This window comes from Sphingomonas oryzagri, from assembly GCF_029906645.1.
Taxonomy (GTDB): domain Bacteria; phylum Pseudomonadota; class Alphaproteobacteria; order Sphingomonadales; family Sphingomonadaceae; genus Solisphingomonas; species Solisphingomonas oryzagri.
On the sequence record NZ_JARYGZ010000001.1, the window covers coordinates 2233931 to 2255789 of the forward strand.

The 21859-nt window shown below is 63.7% G+C and carries 28 protein-coding genes and 2 pseudogenes; 21 read left to right on the forward strand and 9 right to left on the reverse strand.

The genetic code is table 11. The features are described 5' to 3' along the window. Window positions 1-176: 176 nt before the first annotated feature. The 7 genes from QGN17_RS10785 (at window position 177) to QGN17_RS10815 (ending at window position 5315) form a co-directional block, all read left to right on the forward strand. A complete protein-coding gene (locus tag QGN17_RS10785; RefSeq protein ID WP_281044478.1) occupies window positions 177-623 on the forward strand; it encodes a MarR family winged helix-turn-helix transcriptional regulator in 447 nt (148 codons plus the stop codon). Between the two features lie 5 nt (window positions 624-628). After that, a complete protein-coding gene (locus tag QGN17_RS10790) occupies window positions 629-1906 on the forward strand; it encodes an MFS transporter (protein WP_390902693.1) in 1278 nt (425 codons plus the stop codon). Window positions 1907-1928: 22 nt separating this feature from the next. Then, window positions 1929-2915, forward strand: coding sequence for a ketopantoate reductase family protein (locus QGN17_RS10795; protein ID WP_281044480.1), 987 nt, complete (start codon window positions 1929-1931; stop codon window positions 2913-2915). 428 nt (window positions 2916-3343) lie between these two features. Next, entirely contained in the window at window positions 3344-3913 is a 570-nt protein-coding gene (locus tag QGN17_RS10800) for a hypothetical protein (RefSeq protein WP_281044481.1), read from the forward strand. 60 nt (window positions 3914-3973) lie between these two features. Then, complete coding sequence (locus tag QGN17_RS10805) at window positions 3974-4324, forward strand: hypothetical protein (protein ID WP_281044482.1); 351 nt, start codon at window positions 3974-3976, stop codon at window positions 4322-4324. A gap of 37 nt (window positions 4325-4361) precedes the next feature. Further along, a complete protein-coding gene (locus QGN17_RS10810; RefSeq protein WP_281044483.1) occupies window positions 4362-4847 on the forward strand; it encodes a hypothetical protein in 486 nt (161 codons plus the stop codon). 51 nt (window positions 4848-4898) lie between these two features. Continuing rightward, on the forward strand, window positions 4899-5315 hold the full coding sequence (locus tag QGN17_RS10815; protein WP_281044484.1) for a MarR family winged helix-turn-helix transcriptional regulator: 417 nt from the start codon (window positions 4899-4901) through the stop codon (window positions 5313-5315). A gap of 391 nt (window positions 5316-5706) precedes the next feature. Here the strand turns inward: QGN17_RS10815 and QGN17_RS10820 are convergent, their stop codons facing one another. Together QGN17_RS10820 and QGN17_RS10825 are read right to left on the reverse strand one after the other, a co-directional pair. Beyond that, window positions 5707-5976: a hypothetical protein gene (locus tag QGN17_RS10820; RefSeq protein ID WP_281044485.1), complete on the reverse strand. Its 270-nt coding sequence runs from the start codon at window positions 5974-5976 to the stop codon at window positions 5707-5709. Window positions 5977-6181: 205 nt separating this feature from the next. After that, window positions 6182-6442 (reverse strand): hypothetical protein, encoded by a 261-nt coding sequence (locus QGN17_RS10825; RefSeq protein WP_281044486.1) that lies wholly within the window; start codon window positions 6440-6442, stop codon window positions 6182-6184. Window positions 6443-6530: 88 nt separating this feature from the next. On the opposite strand from QGN17_RS10825, the gene QGN17_RS10830 reads away from it, so the two are divergent. From QGN17_RS10830 to QGN17_RS10860, 7 genes are all read left to right on the forward strand, one after another. Then, a complete protein-coding gene (locus QGN17_RS10830) occupies window positions 6531-7037 on the forward strand; it encodes a hypothetical protein (protein ID WP_281044487.1) in 507 nt (168 codons plus the stop codon). Window positions 7038-7118: 81 nt separating this feature from the next. After that, complete coding sequence (locus tag QGN17_RS10835) at window positions 7119-7658, forward strand: helix-turn-helix domain-containing protein (RefSeq protein WP_281044489.1); 540 nt, start codon at window positions 7119-7121, stop codon at window positions 7656-7658. Between the two features lie 9 nt (window positions 7659-7667). After that, window positions 7668-8087, forward strand: coding sequence for a hypothetical protein (locus QGN17_RS10840; RefSeq protein WP_281044490.1), 420 nt, complete (start codon window positions 7668-7670; stop codon window positions 8085-8087). Window positions 8088-8128: 41 nt separating this feature from the next. Continuing rightward, complete coding sequence (locus QGN17_RS10845; protein ID WP_281044491.1) at window positions 8129-8572, forward strand: hypothetical protein; 444 nt, start codon at window positions 8129-8131, stop codon at window positions 8570-8572. Further along, window positions 8491-9138: a JAB domain-containing protein gene (locus tag QGN17_RS10850; protein WP_281044492.1), complete on the forward strand. Its 648-nt coding sequence runs from the start codon at window positions 8491-8493 to the stop codon at window positions 9136-9138. Before QGN17_RS10845 ends, QGN17_RS10850 begins: the two co-directional genes overlap by 82 nt. Then, window positions 9138-9644 carry a MarR family winged helix-turn-helix transcriptional regulator gene (locus QGN17_RS10855; RefSeq protein ID WP_281044493.1) on the forward strand — a complete coding sequence of 169 codons (507 nt, stop codon included), beginning with the start codon at window positions 9138-9140 and terminating at the stop codon, window positions 9642-9644. Before QGN17_RS10850 ends, QGN17_RS10855 begins: the two co-directional genes overlap by 1 nt. Further along, complete coding sequence (locus tag QGN17_RS10860) at window positions 9641-9910, forward strand: hypothetical protein (protein WP_281044494.1); 270 nt, start codon at window positions 9641-9643, stop codon at window positions 9908-9910. The genes QGN17_RS10855 and QGN17_RS10860 overlap by 4 nt, the downstream gene beginning before the upstream one ends. Window positions 9911-10074: 164 nt before the next feature. Here the strand turns inward: QGN17_RS10860 and QGN17_RS10865 are convergent, their stop codons facing one another. From QGN17_RS10865 to QGN17_RS10880, 4 genes are all read right to left on the reverse strand, one after another. Then, a complete protein-coding gene (locus QGN17_RS10865; protein WP_281044495.1) occupies window positions 10075-10263 on the reverse strand; it encodes a hypothetical protein in 189 nt (62 codons plus the stop codon). A 422-nt stretch (window positions 10264-10685) separates the two neighbouring features. Next, a complete protein-coding gene (locus QGN17_RS10870) occupies window positions 10686-11252 on the reverse strand; it encodes a hypothetical protein (RefSeq protein ID WP_281044497.1) in 567 nt (188 codons plus the stop codon). A 263-nt stretch (window positions 11253-11515) separates the two neighbouring features. Further along, window positions 11516-11647 carry a hypothetical protein gene (locus QGN17_RS10875; RefSeq protein ID WP_281044499.1) on the reverse strand — a complete coding sequence of 44 codons (132 nt, stop codon included), beginning with the start codon at window positions 11645-11647 and terminating at the stop codon, window positions 11516-11518. 284 nt (window positions 11648-11931) lie between these two features. After that, complete coding sequence (locus tag QGN17_RS10880) at window positions 11932-12084, reverse strand: hypothetical protein (RefSeq protein ID WP_281044501.1); 153 nt, start codon at window positions 12082-12084, stop codon at window positions 11932-11934. A 284-nt stretch (window positions 12085-12368) separates the two neighbouring features. Here QGN17_RS10880 and QGN17_RS10885 point away from each other — a divergent pair. Then, a pseudogene (locus tag QGN17_RS10885) lies at window positions 12369-12581 on the forward strand (NAD(P)H-binding protein); the annotation flags it as partial. Between the two features lie 26 nt (window positions 12582-12607). Here QGN17_RS10885 and QGN17_RS10890 read toward each other — a convergent pair. Next, a complete protein-coding gene (locus QGN17_RS10890; protein ID WP_281044502.1) occupies window positions 12608-13495 on the reverse strand; it encodes a LysR family transcriptional regulator in 888 nt (295 codons plus the stop codon). A 108-nt stretch (window positions 13496-13603) separates the two neighbouring features. On the opposite strand from QGN17_RS10890, the gene QGN17_RS10895 reads away from it, so the two are divergent. The 3 genes and pseudogenes from QGN17_RS10895 to QGN17_RS20910 form a co-directional block, all read left to right on the forward strand. After that, on the forward strand, window positions 13604-14467 hold the full coding sequence (locus tag QGN17_RS10895) for an SDR family oxidoreductase (protein WP_281044503.1): 864 nt from the start codon (window positions 13604-13606) through the stop codon (window positions 14465-14467). Window positions 14468-14508: 41 nt separating this feature from the next. Beyond that, window positions 14509-14982 (forward strand): AtaL-like protein, encoded by a 474-nt coding sequence (locus tag QGN17_RS10900; protein ID WP_281044504.1) that lies wholly within the window; start codon window positions 14509-14511, stop codon window positions 14980-14982. A gap of 91 nt (window positions 14983-15073) precedes the next feature. After that, a pseudogene (locus tag QGN17_RS20910) lies at window positions 15074-15340 on the forward strand (SDR family NAD(P)-dependent oxidoreductase); the annotation flags it as partial. 100 nt (window positions 15341-15440) lie between these two features. Here QGN17_RS20910 and QGN17_RS10905 read toward each other — a convergent pair. Further along, window positions 15441-17468, reverse strand: coding sequence for a PAS domain-containing protein (locus tag QGN17_RS10905; RefSeq protein WP_281044506.1), 2028 nt, complete (start codon window positions 17466-17468; stop codon window positions 15441-15443). A gap of 9 nt (window positions 17469-17477) precedes the next feature. Between QGN17_RS10905 and QGN17_RS10910 the strand changes: the two genes are divergently transcribed. Then, window positions 17478-18635: a HesA/MoeB/ThiF family protein gene (locus QGN17_RS10910; protein WP_281044507.1), complete on the forward strand. Its 1158-nt coding sequence runs from the start codon at window positions 17478-17480 to the stop codon at window positions 18633-18635. Continuing rightward, window positions 18632-19105, forward strand: coding sequence for a Mov34/MPN/PAD-1 family protein (locus QGN17_RS20915; RefSeq protein WP_390902658.1), 474 nt, complete (start codon window positions 18632-18634; stop codon window positions 19103-19105). The genes QGN17_RS10910 and QGN17_RS20915 overlap by 4 nt, the downstream gene beginning before the upstream one ends. Before the next feature lie 208 nt (window positions 19106-19313). Here the strand turns inward: QGN17_RS20915 and QGN17_RS10915 are convergent, their stop codons facing one another. Beyond that, window positions 19314-20183 carry a lysozyme inhibitor LprI family protein gene (locus QGN17_RS10915; RefSeq protein WP_281044508.1) on the reverse strand — a complete coding sequence of 290 codons (870 nt, stop codon included), beginning with the start codon at window positions 20181-20183 and terminating at the stop codon, window positions 19314-19316. Between the two features lie 512 nt (window positions 20184-20695). On the opposite strand from QGN17_RS10915, the gene QGN17_RS10920 reads away from it, so the two are divergent. Next, window positions 20696-21859: a phosphoribosyltransferase-like protein gene (locus tag QGN17_RS10920; RefSeq protein WP_281044509.1), complete on the forward strand. Its 1164-nt coding sequence runs from the start codon at window positions 20696-20698 to the stop codon at window positions 21857-21859.

The following is a 21859-nucleotide window of genomic DNA, read 5'->3' on the forward strand; positions in this document are numbered from 1 at the left end:
GACCAGGCATATTAGCTGCCAGTCTGCAGCCGACCAGATATTGCCATTCGCGGGAACCGAGATTGTTCTCAAATGCGGCCGTTCAGCGCTCGGTTTCGTGGCCGCCCGGCTTCCGCAAACGAAAAAGGGCAAAGCAACGGTTGACCGGATGATGCCGTCATTGGCATAAGATGCATATGCATCATTATTCGTCTGCCATCGATCAGTTGAATTGCGCCTGCAACGCCCTGCGTAAGGCATCACGCGCGGTTACGCGCTTCTACGACGAGGTGATGGAGGGGACAGGCCTCTCGCTCGCGCAATTCGCGGTGCTTTGGAACATCGCGCGACGCGAGCCACTGCCGTTGATGGACCTCGCCCATATCCTCGTAATGGATCGCACGACGCTCTATCGCGCGCTCAGGCCTCTCGAACGCGAAGGCTGGGTTGCGCTTGAAGATGGCCAAGGACGGGCCAAGACCGTCCGGCTGACCGATAAGGGCCATCACGCGGTCAAAAACTCTACGGATGCATGGCAGGCTGCACAGCGACGGCTTGTCGAAAAATTCGGCTTGGATCGCTGGGGCGCCACGGAAGCCGCGCTCCAGGATTTGGTGACGATCTCGCAGGAGGCGATGCAATGAGCCGCATGCTGCATCGGACAGGCGTGGTATCGGCGCGCGTCCATATTGTCCTGATCGTCGCCGTCACCTTCTTCGCGTTGCTGGTGTCGGCGGGTCTGCGAGCCACGCCGGGCGTCCTGATGATGCCGCTCCAGCTCAACTTCGGCTGGGACCGGGCGACAATCTCCTTCGCCGCTGCGATCGGCATCTTTTTGTACGGTCTCGTCGGTCCTTTCGCGGCGGCGCTCATGATGTCCTTCGGCATCCGAAGGACGATGCTGGCTGGCCTGATGCTGATGGCGATATCGACCTTCGCCAGCCTCTGGATGCGCGTTCCCTGGCAATATGTGCTGAGCTGGGGCGTGATGTCCGGCATCGGCAGCGGGGCGGTCGCTTCCGTGCTGGGCGCGGCCGTGGTCAATCGCTGGTTTGCCACGCGGCAGGGACTCATCATGGGGCTGCTCAGCGCCAGCACGGCAACGGGATCGCTGATCTTCCTGCCATTCCTAGCCTGGCTGTCAAATCAGGGGGCTTGGCGGCCAGTCGTCATGGCCGTGAGCCTCGCCTGCCTCATCCTTGTGCCGATCGTCGCGCTGGTGCTGCCGGAGCATCCCGGCGATATCGGCACGCGCCGGTTCGGGGAGCGGCCAGACAGCGCGCCAGCGGCTCCGCCAAAGCAGGCGCGCACGGCCGGTCTCGCAATCAGCGTGCTGGTCAGTGCCGCCCGCCGGCCGGTCTTCTGGCTGCTGTTCGGCACCTTCTTCGTCTGCGGGCTGACGACCAACGGCCTCGTCGGCACCCACATGATCGCATTCTGCGGCGATCATGGTGTTGCGCCCGTGGCGGCCGCCGGTCTGCTTTCGACCATGGGCTTCTTCGACCTATTCGGCACCACCGCGTCGGGATGGCTGACCGACCGCTACAATCCGCGCGTGCTTCTCACCGTCTATTATGGGCTGCGCGGTCTCTCACTGATGGCGCTGCCCTTCCTTAGCTTCGACACGATGAGCCTCGGCGTCTTCGCGGTCTTCTACGGGCTCGACTGGATCGCCACGGTGCCGCCCACGGTGAAGCTGGCGAACGAGGCGTTCGGGGAGCAGGAAGCGCCTATTGTGTTCGGCTGGATCCAGACCGGGCATCAACTTGGCGCAGCCTTTGCTGCCTTCGGCGCCGGCGTCATCCGCGAGCAGAGCGGAACCTATCTGCCCGCTTTCCTGGCGGCCGGTGCGATGGGCGTGATTGCTGCTGGCGTGCTGCTTCTAAGCCTGTGGCAGCGTCAGGCGCCGAAGCTGCAAGCCGCCTGACCCCATTCTGAGGAGACGAGTGTTGCGCATCCTAGTCGTCGGAGCTGGCGCCGTTGGCGGTTATTTCGGAGGGCTCTGGTCGGCCGCAGGTTGCGATATCACGTTTCTCGCTCGTGAAGCGCGCCGAGTTGCGATTGCCCAATCCGGTCTGACCCTCGTGCGGGAAGGCCGGGAAATACGGACCCGGCCGCAGGCCATCATCGCAGCCGACATCCGCTCACCCTTTGACATCGTCTTTCTCGCCGTGCCGGGCCATGCCGTGGTCGACGCCATCGCGGAGATCCGCCCCGCGATCGGGCCGGGGAGCGTCATCATCTCGTCCTTGAACGGCGTGCGCCATTTCGACGCTCTGCGGGAAGCTTATGGAGCCGACGTGGTCCTCGGCAGCGTCGTCAAATGTGTCACCACGCTCGACGATATGGGGCGGGTCGTCGAGCTGGCTCCCGTCGCCGAGATCGCGATCGGCGCTTGGACGGGCGATACCAGCCAGCGTCTGGAGGCGGTCCGGTCTTGCCTCGCCATAGAGGGCCTGACGGTCAGGGTTTCCCCGATCATCCATGAAGAGATTGCTGAAAAATGGCTGATGATGGTCGCGCTCGGCGCGGCGAACAGCCTGATGGGTGGCAATGTCGGAGAGATCAACGCGGATCCCTACGGCGCCTGGGCTATCCAGGAAATGCTCAAGGAAGCGCACTGGGCGCTGGTCGAAATCGACATGTCCCCGCGACCGGCTGCGCTTGATACCTTGCAGCGGATGCTGCCGCCGGACCGATCCGATACCGAGCGCGACCCGTTGAAGACATTACATGGATGCACGCCCTTTTTCGGCGAGCTCGATCAGCCTCGGGGCGGCTTTGTCCGGCAGCGGGATCGAGGACAGATGGAACAGTTCTGCATCCTCCAGAAGCCGGCGCGCCTGTTCAATCACCTGCTCCGACTCTCCATCCATATCCGGTCACTCCTCGACACGAATGCCAGCCATCAGCCTGGACGCGTTACCGAAGGGTGACCTCCGCCCGCCTCCCTATGCCTGCGATTCGCGCCGACAACCGAAGCAGAGGCGGAGCCGTCGCTCACAGGTGCTTCGACCCGAAATGGATCTAATAGCGGCATATTGCCTGGTTCCCGCTCTAATTCGCGCAGAACAGCGCGACTCACTGGTCTCGAACCCCAGCAGCGCCACCAGTCGAGGTGGTATCTCCCGCCGTCTTCTCGCCACGTATCGGCGTGTCTCGTCATGATTTGTTAGGCTGCTGGAACGACTTCCATTACAACGCAATGACAGGGGCTCGTCGCCGGTGGACAGGGTTCAGGGATCACCGGCGCGGGCGAGTAAAAGGGCGTGCGCTATGATCGGCCACCATCGGGGGCCATCGTGGCTTCTCGTGCGCGAGGATGCCTGTCACAGGCGTCCGCCAGCAGCCACGGGGAGCTGACATGGACCTCCCCTTCCATCTGCTGACGGACAGTGAGCGTGAATGTCTGAGGCTCGTCCATCAGGGGCATAGCTCGAAGGCGATCGCGGCCCGACGGAGCGTTCGATCAGATCGCATCGACAAGATCATCAATTCCGCCCGCGCGAAGCTAGGCGGCCTACCGCGACGGGTGGCTGCGCGCCTGCTGGTGGAGTTCGAAGCGCGCAACGAACAGGCTGTTCCGGCCGCCTCCGATGCGATCGAGCCACTGACCCAATCGTTGGGCGCCCATCGTTTGGGCGTTTATCCCGGGCTGCCGAACCCTGCAGACACTGTTCCCGCAACGCCGAGCCGGGAGATGGCGAACGACAGGGCGGACACGGATCGACGGCACGAACCGGATCGATCCTCGTTCGCACAGACCCTGTCGTCGCTCATCCTCCAGGCAGGCTTGGTGGGGAGCGGACGCAATGACGTAGCCAGGATGCCATCGATGGCGATGATAGCGTTCATCGCCGCAGCCGCGGCCTGCACGGTGGGAGCGGCTTTATCCCTGCTCTTCGTGCTCGACCATATCGCGGCGGGACACTGAGCATCATTGCAGACTCGAAAAAGGGAACCGCGCTCCGTCATAAGGACGCGGGTAGAAATCATGCGCGCCAAGAGGATCGAAATCGCGACGTCGGTCGCAACCCGGCTGTTCGCGGCCGAACAGGCGATCAACGTCGCGGCCACCCGCATCGCCGAGCTCAACGCCGTCATGCCGATGGCCAGCATCGAGGCGAGGATCGCGCCCGAAATTGGTCAGGACGCTTTCGAGAGCAGCATCGACGCGCTGTCGCTGGTCGCGCGGGCGCGCGAGCAGATCGTGGTCACCCACAGGCGTTTGCGCACCGCCGGCGACGAGATGGGGCTCCAGACCGTGAGCTTCGGCGACTCCGCCAAGCCGCCGAGCGCCCAGGCGGCAGCACCCAGCCCGACGCCGCTGCGGATCGCCTCCTGAACAAGGATCGATACCCGAGACGAGTAGGCAGAAGTTGATGCCGCGCCAGGACTATTTCGACATCCTGATCGTGATCGTGAGCCTCTTCGCGCTCTTCCGCGGTGGGCCACCGGAACGCATGTGCGCGATCGCCTTCGCGGTCGCGGACCTGCTGACGATCGCGGCACTGCCCGCGCAGGCTCTCCGATGGCATCACGAAGAACCGGGAGTTCTCGTCGTCGATATGGCATTGCTGGCTTTCCTCGTCTGGCTCTCATTGCGCAGCAGCCGGTGGTGGCCACTCGTTCTAGCCGGCATGCAGCTAGACACGGTCGTCGTGCACAGCGTCCGCCTCGTGGCCCCGGATACGCTCCCGATCGCCTATCTCAACGGGACGGCGCTCTGGTCCTATCCGATGGTGCTGCTCCTCGCGGCCGGCACCTGGCGGCACCGATGCAGGCTTTCGGCTTATGGCGAGGATCGAGCCTGGAAGCGGGATGCGGCGGGCATCGGCAAGCGGGACCAGAACCGGTCCACGATCTGACCTCTCCTCTCGCGAGCACCGTCACATCCTCACTCGAAGGACAGATGATCGATGGAAAATCGACAAAATGCGCGCCAGCCGGAGCCGTTGCGAGGCGAAGCCAGGCCAGCGGCTACGCAGGCGCAGGCATCGTCACGGATTGCGGCGTGCCGCGACATGTTGGAACGAGGACAGATCGTCGAACGGGTAATGGGCCAGACGGTCGCGCCGGACGCCGAGCTCGCGATGCTCCTATATATCTACCTCGCCGAGGCAGGCGGACGAGAGCCCTATCTCTGGGAGGTCTGTACTGCGACGAGCACCCCCATCTCCACGGCGCACCGAAAGCTAGGCCGTCTGACGGAACAGTCGCTCCTCGCCCGAACGATGATCGCGACCGATAGGCGGCGCATCGGACTACGGCTGACGCCAAAGGCGCAGGAATTGGTCGACCGGCTGCTCGACCGCATAGTCGATCACGGTCCCTGATCGTGGACGTCCTCGCAATTGCAAACGGGCCGTGAACCGTCGAGGCCGCGAGACTGGGGCAGACCTCTCGACGGTTCCAGCCCGACATTTCACCCTACCCCGCAAGCGGAGCGAGCGCATGCGTTCCCGATGATCAGCGGTTCGCCCGACATCATCCGGCCGCGAACGAGAAGCCCGCTCCAACGGCCTAGCGGCTCCCGATTTTACGACAGCATACTCCGGGATGCTCTCCAGAACGCCCTTCTGCCCGAGTCATATGTATGGCACTGACCGGCGAACGCGCCGCCTTTCCCATCCCGGGCGACGGAGCCGCTGCGCCGGTCGATCCGCACCTCCGGTTGGTTCGCATAGTTGATTTTGGCCATGCCGGTGACCGCATCGTCGGCTACCATCAGATCTTGAACTCAAACCAGCCGTCATCGCCACCATGAAGCGGTGGCAGGAAACGGCGGGGCATGCGCACCTCTCCGGTCTGCCATTCCATGTCGATATCCATTGGCTCGCCGAACGGGTCGAGCTGCGAGTTCCCGCCGATGACGCTGACCGCGTGATGTCTCCCGAACGCCGTTCCCCGGGAAAAGCCAATGACGTCACGCTCTTCAGTCCCATGACAGTTGAGCCGCAATGCGTTCACCGATTCCTGCGCTGAGGGCGGGGTCACCGTCTCGGCCGGTGCTAGGAGCTCTGGCAATGAGGGCCCAGCCGGGGACCATCCTGCGCCGGCGCGGGCCATGCAAAGCATCCGAGCACGACCAAAGATGTTTTCATGCCGCTCCTCCCGCGCGGTTCTCTGTCTCCCGCATGCAAGGCAATCGCCCCGCGACAAAGCAATGGTCGGCGTGGTCGAACGAACCGCGCCCCGGCGGTCAATTGCAGGGAAGCAGGGGCACCAGCTTTTGCAACGTCGACGCATTCAGGAACCCGACCGCGACGGGCCTGCCGTTCAAGGTCGTCATGAACATCTCGTGCATCCCGACGCCATAGCCCCATCGAGCATCGACGGGCAGGTTCCGGAAGTACTCCAGCGCCTCGCGAAGCCTCATCGCGCGGCGATTGACGATCATGCCCGGCCCGGCCTCGAACATTTCGACCGAATGGTCCCACGGGATTGAGCCGATATCGAACATAGTTTATCCGATATGGATACGATTTTGTGGGAGTGTCCATCGAGAGCGTTCTGCGAGCCGCTCCGGAGCCTGTATCGCTCGCCGTCCTATGAAAGAAGATACCACAGGGATATATGCGATCGCGACGGCGATGTTCAGGGCCGGGCTGACGAGCGCGCGCGGCGGCTCAAGCCCGGACCAGCTCGATCCCGAGATGCTGAGACAGGCCGCGATCTTCGTCTTGGGCACGGTGCTGGAGGCGACGCCAGGGATCACGACGCGCCGGAGCATGCGAGAGGCCTCCGAGCAGGCCGGGCGCGAAATCTGGTATCACCTGGTCGCACTTCGAGAGCGTAGCGACGCTGGAGAGCCGCGCGCCTGGTCGCCGACCAACAACGATGGCAGCGATAGCGTCGAGGAGCGGGAGGACCGGATGGACGAGGCCGATTACCGCCACTGCCTGCATTACCTCGCCATGGCCGAGCGCTGCATGGTCGAGGGCGCCGACGGGTGGCATCTCGCAAGGCTATCGATGGTGATCGAATGCCTGAAGGAGGCCTATGACGCTCGGCCATTGACGACCGTGCCGGCCGATACCGCGATCCGACTGCCGTAATTCTTCCTTCTCCGCCTTCCGTTGACTTTCGACCATCGTTCTGTTGTCCGAATCGACGCGGAGATTATGGCTGGGGAGCCCATGGACAGCGAACATCTCGACAGGCTGACAGATCGTCAGAAGCAATGCCTGCGCCTCGTGCGCGCGGGCTATGTCAGCAAGGAAATCGCGGTGCGGATCGGCGCGTCCCCGGACGTCGTCGACAAGGTGATCAAGCTCGCCATGGCTAGGATCGGCGCCGGCAATCGCCGGGAAGCAGCGAGAATGCTGGATGATCATGAGGCCGGATGCGCGGTCCGGCGATCGGACGTCCGATCACCGGACCTTCCGGATGATGACGGTACAGGCGAGATGGGCCCGCCGCCCTCACCGGTGGCGACACCGCCAGCGGTGGCCGAGGATCGGGCAATCTTCGTCCCGGATTTGGGAGCTGCTCCCCGGCCAGCGCATTCTGAAATGCGAGAGGCGAAAGAGAGGCGTTCTATCAGGGATACCGTCAACCGGGTGTTCCAGCGGGTCGTTCAGATCGCGGGCATTCTCCTCATGGTGCTTGCGCTCGCCGGCTTGCTCTCGGTTGCCTATCATCGCTGGGAAGACGCACATCATATCCGCCCTCGCTGACTCCGCGGCGTGACCGCGGTGGGAGGACCGATGACGAGTGTACGGACGAACAATGCCCGCGAGGCAGCAGCGCTACCCGTCGGTGCCAGCATGAACAAGGTTGAGGAGACCATCAATACGTCGCTGGTCGAGGCCGGCGAACTGCTCGCCAATATCGGCAAGGCCCGCCTCGACCGCGCGGCTCGCATGCCGCTGTCGGTCGGCATGGCCGCATCGGAACAGATCATCCAGGCCGCAGGCGCGTTGACCGCGGCCTACCGCCACTCGGTCGAGGCGCATCGCCATCTTTCCGACGACAAGCAGATGCTCGGACTGAAGGTCGTCAGCTGGGGCGATTTCACCGACACGTTCACATCGCTCGACGCCCATCGGATCGCGATGGACGCGCCCGGGGAGCCTTCGGAGCAATCGCTGCGCGTCGTGGCCTGAGCGATATTGACCGGACCGGCCGTTGCTGGTCCGGTCATTCCATGCCGCACGAACTCCACACGCAACTCTTCCTCGTCACGATGCTGTTCGGATGGGGGCTTGCGCTGACGATCGGCAAGGCTGCCGAGCGGACTGTCACCGGCATCCTGATAGTGGGAGCTTCGCTGTCGATCCTGGCACTGCCGGTGTCGATGGCCGCCCGGTTCCAGCATCTCGAATGGAGCGCCGCGGCCGTCGATGGCCTGCTCCTCGCAGCCCTCCTCGGCGCCGCCCATCACTTCAAGGCAGGCTGGATCCTATGGATGACCGCGTTTCAGTTCATGATCATTCTGTCCCATCTCCCGATCCTGTTCCGGCCGCTGATCAGCTCGGAGAGTTATGTCGCCTCGACGGCACTCTGGTCGTGGCTGATGATGCTGACGCTGATCCAGGCGACCGGGCGAAACTGGTTGTCCCGCCGCCAAACCGGGATATCGAGATCCTGACGGACCTGCTTCGCCCGATCGAAGGCGGCGGCGCGGCCGCCGAGGCCGCTCGCCTGATCGTCCTCCATCGGTCGCTCCCCGCCCTGCTGGCGCGCAGCACCGAACTGGCCTCGACGAGCCCGGCCATGGCGCATCTCGCGACCGTGTCCGCTGCCCACCGGTCAGCCGCGCAAAGGCGGCTGAGCGCAGGTCTTGCGATCGGATCGTCTGCCGCGGCGGCGGAATATCTCATGGGCGAGATGGCGCACCTGCCCGTCGAGCATGTCCGAGTGCTGTTCCTCAACACACGCAACGAGCTCCTCGCCGACGAGACCGTGACGCGCGGGACGATCGACAACGCACCTTTCTACCCGCGCGAGATATTGCGGCGCGCACTGGAGCTACACGCGGCGTCCGTCATCGCGGCCCACAATCACCCCTCAGGTGATCCGACGCCCAGCGGCCGGGACCTCGCCGCGACCCGGCAGCTCGTGGCGGCAGGGACCGCGCTCAATCTCACCATCCTCGACCATCTCATCCTCGCTACATCCGGCTGGGTCAGCCTGCGTGCCGAGGGCCTGGTCTGATGGAGACCCGGTTTGAGCCGGACGGCGACTGCCTCGTCGAGATACCCGTTCGTCTGTCCTTGGCCGAGGCCGAGCGCATCACCCGCATCGTCGACCGTGCCCGGCGAACGGGGATGGCATCGTCCGCCCCCGAGCCCGACAGGGCCCCAGACACAGCATCGCTGGCGGCGTTTGCCCGCTTCCTCCTGACGCTGCGACGACGAAGGGATGCCGCCTTCCCGACCATTGAATTCGGCGAGCCGGCATGGGACATGCTGCTTGATCTGTACGTACAGCATGTCGAAGGAAGGAAGGTTTCGGTGTCCAGCCTCTGTGCCGCCGCATCTGTTCCGGCCACGACGGCGTTGCGCTGGATCGAGGTGATGGTCCGCCACGGCCATTTCACGCGAAGTCCCGATCCGGATGACAGACGGCGTGTACATGTCGCGCTTTCGCCGGCGACGATCGACGGCATCGAAGTCTTCCTCGCCGACACGCGGCAGCGTGCAATGACGGACCTGCGATGAGCGAGAGCCGTGATCTGCGCCTCCACATCGTGCCGCCAGGCTGCGGTGGAAGCTTCATCGCCCGGCGCGCCGGCGGCTACGTCCTGCTGGAGGCGATCACGGAAGAAGCGCTCGACTGGCTGAAAGCCCATGTCAGCGAAGAAGCGAGCTGGGATGGCGACCACCTCTTCATCGAGCCCAGATATTTCCCACCCTTATGCGATGCGATCATCGAGGAGGGCTTCCTGTTCGAGGTGGACACCGGGAAGACCGGCGAGATCCAATGATCTCTCCGACTATCGTAGGGCCGAGAGGATATTTCCGAAACCAGCGACGGCACGACCAAGAAGCGGCTCTGAAATAGTCCGGGCGGCAACGCCTGCTTGTCCCGGCCCACATCGCCGATTGCCGGCGCCGAAATCGGAGGCCCGACCAGCCGCCCCGCGCCGCGTCAGCCGGCGGAGAGCCAGGCATCACTGCAGATCAGGATGAGCTCTCGCCTCGCCGCCGGCTGCGTCAGATGCGCTTCGACAACGGCCTTGTCCGCGAACGGCAGGCGACGAAGAATCTCCGACACGCTGCGATAATGACCGGATCTTGCCAGCTCGAATGCCCGATCGATCGCCGAAGTAGTTGTCATCGCTTCCCCCTACCCCAAGCCGAGGGCTGCCGAACACGATCGCACAACCGCTTGCCGGAGGAACCGCAGCGAACCCGATGCCGGTCGTGCACGGCCAGAATGGCCTGCAGTGAAAGCCGTCAGCATGGCGCAGATGCGTTTCGTAGCGCAACCTTTTGCGCTTCCGATCATTCGACACCTCGGACCCGGGTCTCCCCCCTCGCCCGGTATCCCCCTGAACCTAGCCCCGTCGCGAGCATGCTCCGGCGGGGTTTCTTTTCCCGAGAGGGCCGAAAGCGAACGACGCGGGGATCGTGATCATCATCGAGCAGTCCCGCTCCCGATGCGCTGGTTATCCGGTCCCCCGGGTTGGCGCGCCGGTATGCAGGATAACGAGACCGCTCCCCCGTTAATAGGGCCCGATCGCACCGGGCGCTGGCGACCTAATTCTTTACGACCGTGGCCACGGCAGGCGTCATCACGGCCGTCGGCGAGGCGGCCTTTCCAGCCGCGACACCTGCGGCATAGGCCTGTTGCGCGGTCATGGCCGGTGTGGCGGCAGTCTCCGCGACCGCCGGCGGCTGGATTGCCGCGTCGGCGAACTGGACCGGCACCTCTTCTCCGATAAACGCCGTCACATGGGTGCCAGGAGCGATCTTCGCGCTGGTGCCCGTTACGAAGAACCCGGCGACGGGGACGAAAGCCACCGAAGCGATCACGCCGGCCGTCCCGGTCTCGCCGCGGTCGTTGAAGCTGCCGTTCAGCCTGATCTGCCGGCCATTCGCCTCGAGATAAAGCACACGGGCGGTGATCCCGCCCGACTTGCCCCACATGCCCTTGTTGCGGACAGTCACGATCTCGCCAACGGCGCGGCTTCCGGCCGCAATCGCGACCTTGTCGCCCAGCAGGACAGGCTGCAGCACGTCCATCTCGATCTGCTGGCCAACCTTCAGAGCCTTGTGCTCGGTGGAGAGTTCGTCCCGCGTCTCGAGCTGGATCGGCGTGCCCATGTGAATGACGTTCGAAACGGGACTTCCGACGACCATCGGCGACTGCGCCGCTGCGGGTGCTGCTGCGAGCAGCCCCACGATAGCGAGCCCACGCATCAGTTCTGCCCCGCCGTAGCGCTGGTGTCATTGAACCTGATGGCCGTGCCGGTCGCCGTTGTCTGGCCCCAACTCATCGCGGAGATGTGCGCCTTGCCGTAGCTTGCATGAATGACCGCGTCCGCATGCATCTTCTGGCCGCGCTCCCAGAGTTCCCGATAGACTTTCTAGGGCGACGACGAGGCGCTGAACACGGTCGCCTTTCGGACCCCCGCCGTGATCTGTCCGGCGACCGTGTACGGCCGATCGGTGATGTCGCCGGCAATGACCGGAGGATTGGGCAGATCGGCGGACTTCATGTTGACCGAAGCATCGTAAGCGGGCCCGGTCTGGGCTGCAGCAGGTATGACAAGCAAAAGCGACGCGCCGAGGGCGCACGCAACCATCCTTTTCATATGGAACCCCTCTTCAATGCCGGTTCCCTTCCGGCACGGACGCATCAATCGACCCAAAGGGATAAGTGTCAATGCGTTGCATGGTCGAACTCGAACCTGGCAATCATCCGTCGGCCGGGCTTCACTCCGCAAATAGCCGATCAATCAGCAGCTTTCGAAGCCGAGGCGCTTTCCGGCCCCGACAAAATTCAGGCTGCATGCGCCCACTCGATGACTCTCAAAAGAGATTTGGGACCGCTTGGAGGCTGACCTTCGTTTTTCTCGATCGTAAAGCGAGCGCGATCGACGCCCTTTGGGACAAATCGGCCTTCGGCGAAGTCTTCGCCGAACGGCAGGTTCAATCGAGAGCCGCCATTTGCGAGCGTCCCAAAAAGGATGCCATTTCGGGAACGCGTAGCGGCGCATAATCCGCGGCGATGCCACCGGCACCGATTTTGCCAGAATGCGCGAACCTCTCGCTATTGGAACAACCTGTCCAGAATGCACGACTTCTGAGGCTTTCGCGGATCGCTATGTCGCCATCACCGGCATCGGTGCCGGGGACAGTCGCGGCCGTGGCGGGTTTCTGTTCGACCGACTAATGCTTCCTCTGCTGCTGCGTCAGGTTTAAGCCGATAAGGACCGGCAGGGGGCGCTCGTTCGGGACAGCGGGGTCGACTGGACGCTGGTGCGGCCCGTCATCCTCAACGACAAGCCCGGCCGCGGTGCGGTTCGCGCGCTGGACGACCTGTCGTCTTTCCATGGCGGCACGATCGCCCGCGACGACGTCGCCCGCTTTGCCGTGGATCAGGGCGAAGGCCCGACCTCGGTGCATCGCGCGCCGCTGTTCGCCTGGTAGGCGCCGGTCGCCATTGTCAGGCCGCTTCACCGGCCGACATAGGCGGCAAGTTCGTCGGGTGATCCGGTGGGAAACGCCTGCTTGAGATGGTCGAGAAACGCCGCAACCCGCGCGCTGAGCAGTCGCCGGGTCGGGTAGAGCGTCCACAGCGCGATCTCCGGGGCATCGACCTCGCCCCACAACACGAGCGTGCCATCGGCCAGATCGTGGCTCACGAGCGAGATCGGCAGGCAGCCCGCGCCGATGCCGGCACGAACGGCATCTCGGACCATGATCACCGAGGAGAGGCGGAGGATCGGATCGACCGCGATCGTCGCGGCCGCTGGCGGACGGATTTTCCAGGCCGACCAATCCTCCGTCGACCGCACGACGGCCGGCGCTGCCTTGCCGGCGTCCGGTCGCGGGAGATCGGGGCTCGCCACGGCAACGAGTCGGTCATGCAGGAAGGCGCGCCCGACGAGGCTCTCGTCGGGTGCGGGATTGACCCGGATCACGAGGTCATATCCCTCTTCGATCATGTCGACAGCGCGATCGTCGGTCGTGACCTCCAGCCGGACCTGCGGATACGCCCGGGCGAAGCCGGCCGCGATCTTGCCCATGGCGGTTTGCGAGAAAAGAAGCGGTGCGCTGATCCGCAGCCGGCCACGGGGCGTCTCGCCGCCGGACGCGATCGCCGTTGCGGTCTCCTCAAGTTCGGCCAGCAACTGCCCGGTGCGTGCAAACAGTGCGCGGCCTTCCTCCGTCAGCTTTAGGTCGCGCGCCCCGCGCTCGAACAGGCGCAGGCCGAGCGCCGCTTCGAACTCCGCCACCCGGCGCGAGAGCGTGGCCTTCGGCCGGTTGGCGGCACGCGCCGCCTTACCGAACCCTCCGTGCCGGGCGACGAGATTGAAGTCGGCAAGCGCGAGCAGATCCATGTTGCGTTCCATCAGCGAGACGTAGTGTCCAGATGTAGCGCCTATTCGCGGCGATGTGGATCGATCATTTACGGATCACCGCAACGATCCAACAAAGGAGCCTACCCCATGACCATCCTCGTCACCGGCGCCACCGGCAATGTCGGCCGCAACGTCGTCGATCAACTCGTGCATCGCGGCGCCGACGTCCGCGCCCTCGTCCGCGACACCGCCAAGGCGAACCTGCCGGCGCAGGTCGAGGTCGTGCAGGGCGACCTGCTCGACGTCGACGCGCTGCGCGCCGCCTTCGCCGGCGTCTCCACCTTGTTCCTGCTCAATGCCGTCGTGCCGGACGAGTTCACCCAGGCGCTGCTGACGCTGGGCGTGGCGCGCGAGGCCGGGGTGAAGCGGGTGGTCTACCTCTCGGTCATCCACAGCGATGTCTACGTCAACGTGCCGCATTTCGCGGGCAAGTTCGGCGTCGAGCGGATGATCGAGGCGATGGGCTTCGAGGCGACGGTGCTGCGCCCCGCCTATTTCATGGACAACGAGCACACGATCAAGGACGCGATCACCGGCTACGGAATCTATCCGATGCCGATCGGCGACAAGGGCCTCGCGATGATCGACGCGCGCGACATCGGCGAGATCGCCGCGATCGAGCTCGTCCGCCGCGACAGCGGCGAGGGCTCGCTGCCGTTCGAGCGGATGAATCTGGTCGGCCCCGACACGCTGACTGGCGCCGACGCCGCCGCGATCTGGAGCGACGTGCTCGGTCGCCCGATCGCCTATCACGGCGACGACGTCGCGGCCTTCGAGCAGAACCTGCGCCAGTTCATGCCGAGCTGGATGGCCTTCGACATGCGGCTGATGGGCGAGCGCTTCGTCAGCGACGGCATGGTGCCCGATGCTGGCGACGTCGAGCGGCTGACCGCACTGCTCGGCCGCCCCTTACGCACCTATCGCGACTTCGTCGCCGCCATCGCCGGCTGAACCCGGCGATCCGAACTGCAACGCCAATCAGGAGAAGACCGATGATCTACTCGACCGCCACCGTGCCGGTGAACCCCGCCGGCGAGACGCCGCTGACCCGCGAACAGGCCTGGGCCGGGCTGGAGCGCAAGGCGCGCGACGCCCGCCTGTTCCTGCCGCCGAGCCTGTGCACCCGCTGCGACGTCACCGAGGAGAGCCCCACCCACTTCGTGCGCGAGGCGACGATCGCCGGCACAAATCTGCGCGAGATCATCGTGCTGGAGCAGGGCGCCAAGGTCACGTTCTTCCAGGCGACCGGGCCGCGCGAGGGCGCCATCGTCAACGAGCTGTTCGAGGACGAAGCCGGCGCGTTGCAGCTCCGCTTCTACTGCTACCTCGGCCTGCGCGGCAAAGCGCCGGGCGGACCCGAGGAGCAGGCCGAACAGTCACGGTTCGACAGCGACAACGGCTACAAGGCCGCGCTCCTCTCCACCCTCAAGCGCACCCGCGAATTGCTCACCGAGGGCGCGCTCTGAACGCGGCAACCAAGCCTCCCGCGCGGGCGGGTTGTCATGGACAACCGTGACTGTCTGCCCGCAGCCACTCTGATCGCGAAGGAAGACGACCATGCCCCAGACCGTTCTCATCACCGGTGCGTCGAGCGGCCTCGGCCGCGCCACGGCCAGGCTGTTCCATGCCCATGGCTGGAACGTCGTCGCCACCATGCGCTCGCCCGATCGCGAGACGGAGCTGACGCAGATGGAGCGCATGGTTGTGGCCGGGCTCGACGTGCAGGACGTGGCCACGATCGGCCGGGCCGTAGCCGAGTGTATCGCCGCCTTCGGCCGGATCGACGTGCTGGTGAACAATGCAGGCTACGGTGCCTATGGTCCGCTGGAATCGACGCCGCCCTACGCCGCCTTCTCGGAAGCAGGATACGCCCAATGGAAGTCCCGGATCTGGGCGCTGGAACCGGCGCGCACCCGGCCGAGGATCAACTCTGGGCGTGCCCGAAGTCCGATCGCTGATGAGGTTCGGCGATTTCCCGATTGCGCCGGCGCAGCGCCGCCTGCACCCGCTCGACGAGCTCGCGCCGTCGATAGGGCTTGCCGAGCACGTCGAGCGCCTCCGGCTGAGGCCCGTCGATCGACATTTCGTCGTTGTAGCCGGTTGTCAGCAGGATAGGCACGTGCGGATCGCGCTCGCGGATTTCGTGGGCCAGCGCCAGACCGTTGCGTGGGCCAGGCATCACGACGTCGGAGAAGACGAGATCGATCCCTTCGGCACCGGCATGCTCGTCGAAGCGGGCAAGGGCTTCGTCCGCGTCGCCCGCCATGATCACCCTGTAGCCGACGTCGGTCAGGGTCTCGCGAGCCAGCGTCGCGATCGCCTCCTCGTCCTCCACCACCAGGATGCGAGGCGGCCTCTCGGCATCGACCTCCTCTGGGCGGAACGCCGTCGTGTCCGGGACGAGCGCCCGAGCCCGTTCCTCGTCCTCCTGGACCGGGAAGAAGAACCGGACGGAGGTGCCTCGGCCCTCGGCGCTCTCCAGCTTGAGCGCGCCCTTCGACTGCTGGGCGAAGCCCTGCGCGGTGGCGAGGCCTAGCCCCGTTCCCGCGCCCTTGGGCTTGGTCGTGAAGAAAGGCTCGGTGGCGCGGCTCAGCGTCGACTGGGACATGCCCCTGCCATCGTCGGAGACTTCCAGCAGGACATATTGCCCAGCGGACATCCCCTTGATCTCGCCGGCTTCGACCGTGGTGGTTCCCGTTGCGACCGTGATCGTCCCACCGGTGTCGATCGCGTCCCGGGCATTGGCGATGACGTTGATCAGCGCAGTTTCGAGGTGGATCGGGTCGATCTCGATCTCGGGAAGCCGGCGGCGGAGATTGAGCTGCAACTCGGCGCGGGTTCCCACGGTCGATTCGAGCATCTCGGCAATCGACGAGATCAGTCCGGAAAGCTCGGTCCTTCGCGGCTCGAGGCGGCTGCGTCGCGCGAAGGACAGCAGCTGACCGGTAAGCTTCGCGCCCCGCTGCGTCGCGGCCACGGCAGCGTCGTGATATCGCTTGAACGCTTTTTCGTCGTCCCGCTTCAGTGCCATCACCTCGAGACTGCCGCTCACGACCTGGAGCAGATTGTTGAAGTCGTGCGCGAGGCCCGCGGTGAGCTGGCCGATCGCCTCCATCTTCTGACCCTGCAGCGCGCTCGCCTCCGCCTCCTTGCGCTGGCTGATGTCGAGCTGGCTCGCGAAGAAGTAGAGGATCTCGCCTTGGTCGTCGTAGACCGGACCGATGAACACACCGTTCCAGAAGGGCGATCCATCCCTCCGGTAGTTGAGGATCTCCGCGCTGACTGCGCGCCGCTGTGCGACGGCATCGCGAAGCTGGCCGACGGTCGCCCGGTCCGTCAGCGGCCCCTGGAGGAACCGGCAGTTGCGGCCGATGATCTCTTCGAGTTCGTAGCCGGTCAGATCGAGGAAGGCATTGTTGGCGAAGACGATCGGATTGTCCGTCTGTCGGGGATCGGTGAGGATCATCGGCATCCGCGTCATCTCGATCGCGGCAAAGAAGATGCCGCCGCGTTCGTCGAGCGACGGATTCGTGATCCGGCTCTGCTTCCAGTGCCGCTCGCCGGGACGGCCGAGCAATCCCTCATGTGGTTGGTCCAGCGTGCCTTCGGCCGGAACGCCGTGCGCCTCTTCCTCATGGTCCGTCAAAGCAGCTCCTCCGATGCCGGCTCGCCAGGCAGAACGCGGGGAAGCCGGATCGGAGCCGTCAGCATAGCCCGCACGCCCGGCATGTTGTCGGTCTCGTCGAAGACGCCGTCGAGACGCCTGCGCTTTTTGATCGAGGCCGCTGAAACGCTCCAGCGGTCTTTTCGCGGCAGAGCCGTCGCGGAAATTGCCGAAGAATACCAAGATTACTGGTGGCCGACGACGACAGTTCGAATCATGCTCCCTCGAGACGGGAAGCCGGTGCAAGATGCCAAAACGACGAGACTCCGCGTCGGAAGCGAGCAACATCTCCGGGTGATGACCGATGCATCATCGCTCGCCGGCTATGAAATGCGATTAAACAAGAAAGGGCGCCTATTTCGACTGGGTGGCCGGCTTGCGCCGGCGGTCGGCATCCGAAAGCCTGTGAACCTTGACCAACTGAAACCCTGGTACGCAGCGCAGGTCACGACAGGACCGACCTGGGATCAGTTTTATCGCTCGCTTTTCGATTGTGATCACGTGTTCCTTGCCGCCGAAAATGCGATCCTCGGATTTGAACTTGACCTGCCTGCCGATCTCGCGACCGGAGTGCGGCGCGGTTCCATTCGCAAGGACAAGCTTCGGGGTATCGCGGGTCGGCAAGGTTCGCGAATCAAACTTTCGCGGCTTGGCGGAAAATGGGCCGGGATCGATAGGGTTGTGAGGCGCAATATGGGGACTGCGACGAACCTAGAAGGGCTATCGGTCGCGGTCATCGGGTGCGGGACGATCGGCAGCCATCTCGCTAAATTTCTGGCCCAGTCAGGTGCTGGATGTGGCGCGCGTCTCCACCTCTTCGACAAGGATGTCCTGTCCGAAGGGAATCTCGGTCGCCATCTTCTGGGGTTTGGCGATATCGGGAAATTGAAGGCGGCAGCGGTGGCGGCGGAGCTGATGCGCTTTCATCCTCAAATCGATGTCGTCGGTCATGACGTTGACGCGCTTGCCGAATGGAGAATGCTCTCTCGCGCAGATCTCTTGATCGACGCAACGGGCGAGTGGAATGTGCAGAATGCTTTAAACGAGGCGTTCTTGAGTGCGCCGGATGCGCGGCCCAAGGCGCTGCTCCACTCCTGGGTTTTCATGAATGGCGCCGGCGTGCAGAGCTTTCTTAATTTGGGCGACAAGTTCGCCTGCTTCCGTTGCCTCAAGCCCGAACTGGATGGGGCTTGGAGATTTCCCGTTGGTGTTGAGCAGGATGAGCTGGATTTGCAGCCTGCGACGTGCGGCGACGGCGTCTACATTCCATTTTCGGTGGATGTCCCTGTAATCGCCGCTGCTCTCACCAGTCGCGCGGCCGTTGATTGGGCGGGCGGCAAACCGGGACAGCGCTTGCGTTCGCAAGTGACTGACCCAGCAAAGGGGCGCCATCAGAAATGGCAATCGCCTGAGCCATCGCCTCATTGCCCAGCTTGCCGAGATCGCCGCCAGTGACGGTACGGCTCCTTTTTGACCGAACCGTACGCGCTTCGCTGATCCGTTTTCATGCCCGGGCAACACACAGGCTTGAGAGCGGTGGCCTACTGCTGGGTTATCGAAAGGGGAGCGACCTCCACGTCGTTGATGCCACCTTTCCGTCACGATGGGATCGGGCGACCCGGACGATGTTCCATCGGTCGGCAATCGATCATCGGCGAAAAGCTTTCAAAGCATGGCGAACTTCATCCGGCACGATTGATTGGATTGGGGAATGGCACACCCACCCAGGCGGCACCGCGCGGCCTTCGTCGATTGACTTGAGAAGCTGGGCGACAATTACCATTCGTCGGAGAGCGCCAATGGTATTTATGATCCTAGATGATCAAGGCCAATATCTTGGTTTGCAGACGGATAGGACCCTGCGCCAATTCAACCGGGTCCTCGAAGAGAGTGTTACCGCGATTTTATTTGGACTCTCGACATGAAAGATTTGCTCGACATCGGCACCGATGGCGAACGAGGAACTGAAAGTGGACGCCCAGTGAAGGTCCGGAATGTTACTTTATGGGTCGTTGAAATCGACGCGTGCGTCAATCTTAAAGGTGTGGGCGGTCGTATTAAGCCCAGATCAGCGGCGGCCCGGTGTGTGGTTAAGCATGATAGGCGCGCGACTTTTGACCGCAACCTGACACGTTACATGTCACCTTCTTCGCGGTCGCGGTACCATCTAAGCAATTCGATGCGCTCTCGTGTAAGTTTTTCTACCTCAGAACTGTAAAGCAGTGGCGCAATGCTGCCGTGGCCTGGGTGATTGATACCGGATCGATACTCAGCCTGCCGATCACGATATTCCTCCCATGCCGTCTGGCTAGCTCGAAGATCCTCGTCTTTCCCGTCCACATCGAGAGTCGCAAGGATCGCCAGAAGTTCTTCGTTGACATTGGCGGCATCTGCGGCCGCCACCGCGTTCATCTCAGCTTGGGTGATCGGATAATCGCCATAAAGAATTGTGTTAAATGCCTCGTCTGCCGCGTTCACGAATTGTGATGTTGAGTGGATATATGCGTCGAGGACTCCGGCCTCAACATCCCGCTGCTCTGGCAGCTCATGCACGAAGATGTGTCGCTGCTCGATAAGCCTGGCAAGATCGTTGCGGACCTTGTCCGAGTCGGGCATGATTGGTTCCGACTGCTTTCCCTCGATTTTAAGGGCCCAGCGGTCCACTACGCCCGAGAGATGGCCGAAGAGCGGCGTGTCTATCAGCCTAGAAAAAACGCGATCGATGTCGCCGATACCATTGATCGGAAGCTCATGCGAAATAAGCTCTCCGAACGACACTTCTTTTCCGACCAAAGCCCGCGCCAACGCAAAGTCGATTTTGAGTGTACCCTTGACCAAATCCGCGCCGCGCGTTGCGTAGGGATCGCCAGCGTTGATAATCCGGGCGGCCCAGTCCCGCGTGAAAACCTCAAGGATCGTGACCAGCCTAATGATGATAAACTGTGGCGGAGCTTGGAACGCAGCGCCGTTCCAGCCGTCCACGAGCGCATTTATCTCGCTCATGCCCCGCGAGTGTCCACGTGAGGCGATCCCTTTGGGTACCACATTAGCATCGTTCGCGCCTCCGATCCACGCGTCGATCGGTTACCGCGATCCCCCTTCTCTCCTTGCGGACCGCCGATCATGGCCGATTTTGCTCTGGCTGCTTTCGGGGGGCCCGACGAGAATTGCTGACATTCGCTTAGGTCGTTGTTTCGAACGTGAAGGCCCAAATGGTCTGGGCGCTCTTGATCACTGCTTTTCGGCGCGGACGTCTGAGACACCCGTCTTCATTCCGCACGAGCATAGATCGGCATCGGACCGGTCGTTCCCAGCGCCGTGCGATCCAAAGAGCCCGACCGTGTCTGTGCGTGATCGTTTTAGAATCGGGTTGTCGGCCGCTTCAATCTCGATCCAAATGCGTTGGAACCGCCCAGCGGACCAACCTATAACCGCGAAATGACCTCAACCGCTCCGCCCAAGATGGCCGCATTTTCGATTCGCCTGGCCACCTTTTAGGGTAATCCAAACCCACTATGATCAACCAGCTCGCTCTGAACCTCGTCGCGGACGTCATGGATTGGGATAATGAGGAGGCCACCAGGGAATATGGCTGGCTGCGGCTCATCTCTTCCATGAAATACGACGGCTATTCCGATTTCCGCGCCGGCGTCCGCTTCCTGGAAAGCCTCGTCTCGTGGCTGCGGCACTTCGAGAAAGCCGACCGGCCCGCCGCCTACGCCTTCGTCAAGGCGCGGCTCGTCTACATCTCGACGCTCGAGATGCAGCGGGTGATCGAGACCTTCATCCCCGAGATCGTCACGCCCTACCTCCGGCGGTCGGTCGCCGCCGAGCTCGCCATCAAGCCGTATCAGGTGTGGCAGTCGGCGGCCGGGGCGGAGGCGTATCTGCGCCGACTGCGCCGCTGCCTCTTCGTCGGCCTAAGCGACGGCAGCCGCATCGATGTGCTCCGCCGCGCGAACGCGGGCCGCCTGTCGCAGGAGCAGGTCATTCCGATGATGAACGTCGACGACGAGAAGTGGAAAAGCCTCGCGGGCGACCTAAAGGACGAGCTCGGCGCCGACGCCCGCTTCGACGACGTCTACCTCATCGACGACTTCACGGCGTCGGGCACGACCTTCATCCGCTTCCCCGACGGGAAGCCGAAGGGTAAGCTCTACAAGTTCGAAAAGATCGTGCAGGACGCCAAGACGCGGCTCGCGGAGCAGAAGGAGGATTTCCCCCTCGCGGACGGGTATACGCTCCACATCCATCACTACGTCTCGACCAGGCAGGCGCACGACGCGCTCGAGGAGCGCGTCGCCGAGGCGAACGAGAAGCTCGAGAACAAGAGCTTCGGCGAGGCGATCATCACCGAGGGGATGCTGCTTCCCGCCGACATCAGGGTCGCGACGATCGACAAGAAGACCAGGAAGCCGACTCCGACGCGACCGACCGACGACCCGATCGTCGACCTTTGCGGCCGCTACTACGACGACGACCTGTTCAAGCGGCTCGAGAAGCACTGCAGGGAGGCGGGCCAGACCGACATGAAATACGGCTACGCAGATTGCGCGCTGCCGCTCGTCCTCGAGCACAACACGCCGAACAACGCGATCCCGCTCCTGTGGGCGGAGACAGAGGGTAAGCTGGGCACGGGGATGCAGCCGCTCTTCTTCCGTCGCGATAGGCACGGCTGA

Bases quoted from the DNA above. Each gene is read 5' to 3' on its own strand.
- QGN17_RS10785 (WP_281044478.1), top strand. From the start codon at position 177: ATGCATCATTATTCGTCTGCCATCGATCAGTTGAATTGCGCCTGCAAC.
- QGN17_RS10790 (WP_390902693.1), top strand. From the start codon at position 629: ATGCTGCATCGGACAGGCGTGGTATCGGCGCGCGTCCATATTGTCCTG.
- QGN17_RS10800 (WP_281044481.1), top strand. From the start codon at position 3,344: ATGGACCTCCCCTTCCATCTGCTGACGGACAGTGAGCGTGAATGTCTG.
- QGN17_RS10805 (WP_281044482.1), top strand. From the start codon at position 3,974: ATGCGCGCCAAGAGGATCGAAATCGCGACGTCGGTCGCAACCCGGCTG.
- QGN17_RS10810 (WP_281044483.1), top strand. From the start codon at position 4,362: ATGCCGCGCCAGGACTATTTCGACATCCTGATCGTGATCGTGAGCCTC.
- QGN17_RS10815 (WP_281044484.1), top strand. From the start codon at position 4,899: ATGGAAAATCGACAAAATGCGCGCCAGCCGGAGCCGTTGCGAGGCGAA.
- QGN17_RS10825 (WP_281044486.1), bottom strand. From the start codon at position 6,442: ATGTTCGATATCGGCTCAATCCCGTGGGACCATTCGGTCGAAATGTTC.
- QGN17_RS10830 (WP_281044487.1), top strand. From the start codon at position 6,531: ATGAAAGAAGATACCACAGGGATATATGCGATCGCGACGGCGATGTTC.
- QGN17_RS10835 (WP_281044489.1), top strand. From the start codon at position 7,119: ATGGACAGCGAACATCTCGACAGGCTGACAGATCGTCAGAAGCAATGC.
- QGN17_RS10845 (WP_281044491.1), top strand. From the start codon at position 8,129: ATGCCGCACGAACTCCACACGCAACTCTTCCTCGTCACGATGCTGTTC.
- QGN17_RS10855 (WP_281044493.1), top strand. From the start codon at position 9,138: ATGGAGACCCGGTTTGAGCCGGACGGCGACTGCCTCGTCGAGATACCC.
- QGN17_RS10860 (WP_281044494.1), top strand. From the start codon at position 9,641: ATGAGCGAGAGCCGTGATCTGCGCCTCCACATCGTGCCGCCAGGCTGC.
- QGN17_RS10865 (WP_281044495.1), bottom strand. From the start codon at position 10,263: ATGACAACTACTTCGGCGATCGATCGGGCATTCGAGCTGGCAAGATCC.
- QGN17_RS10870 (WP_281044497.1), bottom strand. From the start codon at position 11,252: ATGGGCACGCCGATCCAGCTCGAGACGCGGGACGAACTCTCCACCGAG.
- QGN17_RS10875 (WP_281044499.1), bottom strand. From the start codon at position 11,647: ATGAAGTCCGCCGATCTGCCCAATCCTCCGGTCATTGCCGGCGACATC.
- QGN17_RS10890 (WP_281044502.1), bottom strand. From the start codon at position 13,495: ATGGATCTGCTCGCGCTTGCCGACTTCAATCTCGTCGCCCGGCACGGA.
- QGN17_RS10895 (WP_281044503.1), top strand. From the start codon at position 13,604: ATGACCATCCTCGTCACCGGCGCCACCGGCAATGTCGGCCGCAACGTC.
- QGN17_RS10900 (WP_281044504.1), top strand. From the start codon at position 14,509: ATGATCTACTCGACCGCCACCGTGCCGGTGAACCCCGCCGGCGAGACG.
- QGN17_RS10905 (WP_281044506.1), bottom strand. From the start codon at position 17,468: ATGTTGCTCGCTTCCGACGCGGAGTCTCGTCGTTTTGGCATCTTGCAC.
- QGN17_RS10910 (WP_281044507.1), top strand. From the start codon at position 17,478: ATGACCGATGCATCATCGCTCGCCGGCTATGAAATGCGATTAAACAAG.
- QGN17_RS10915 (WP_281044508.1), bottom strand. From the start codon at position 20,183: ATGAGCGAGATAAATGCGCTCGTGGACGGCTGGAACGGCGCTGCGTTC.
- QGN17_RS10920 (WP_281044509.1), top strand. From the start codon at position 20,696: ATGATCAACCAGCTCGCTCTGAACCTCGTCGCGGACGTCATGGATTGG.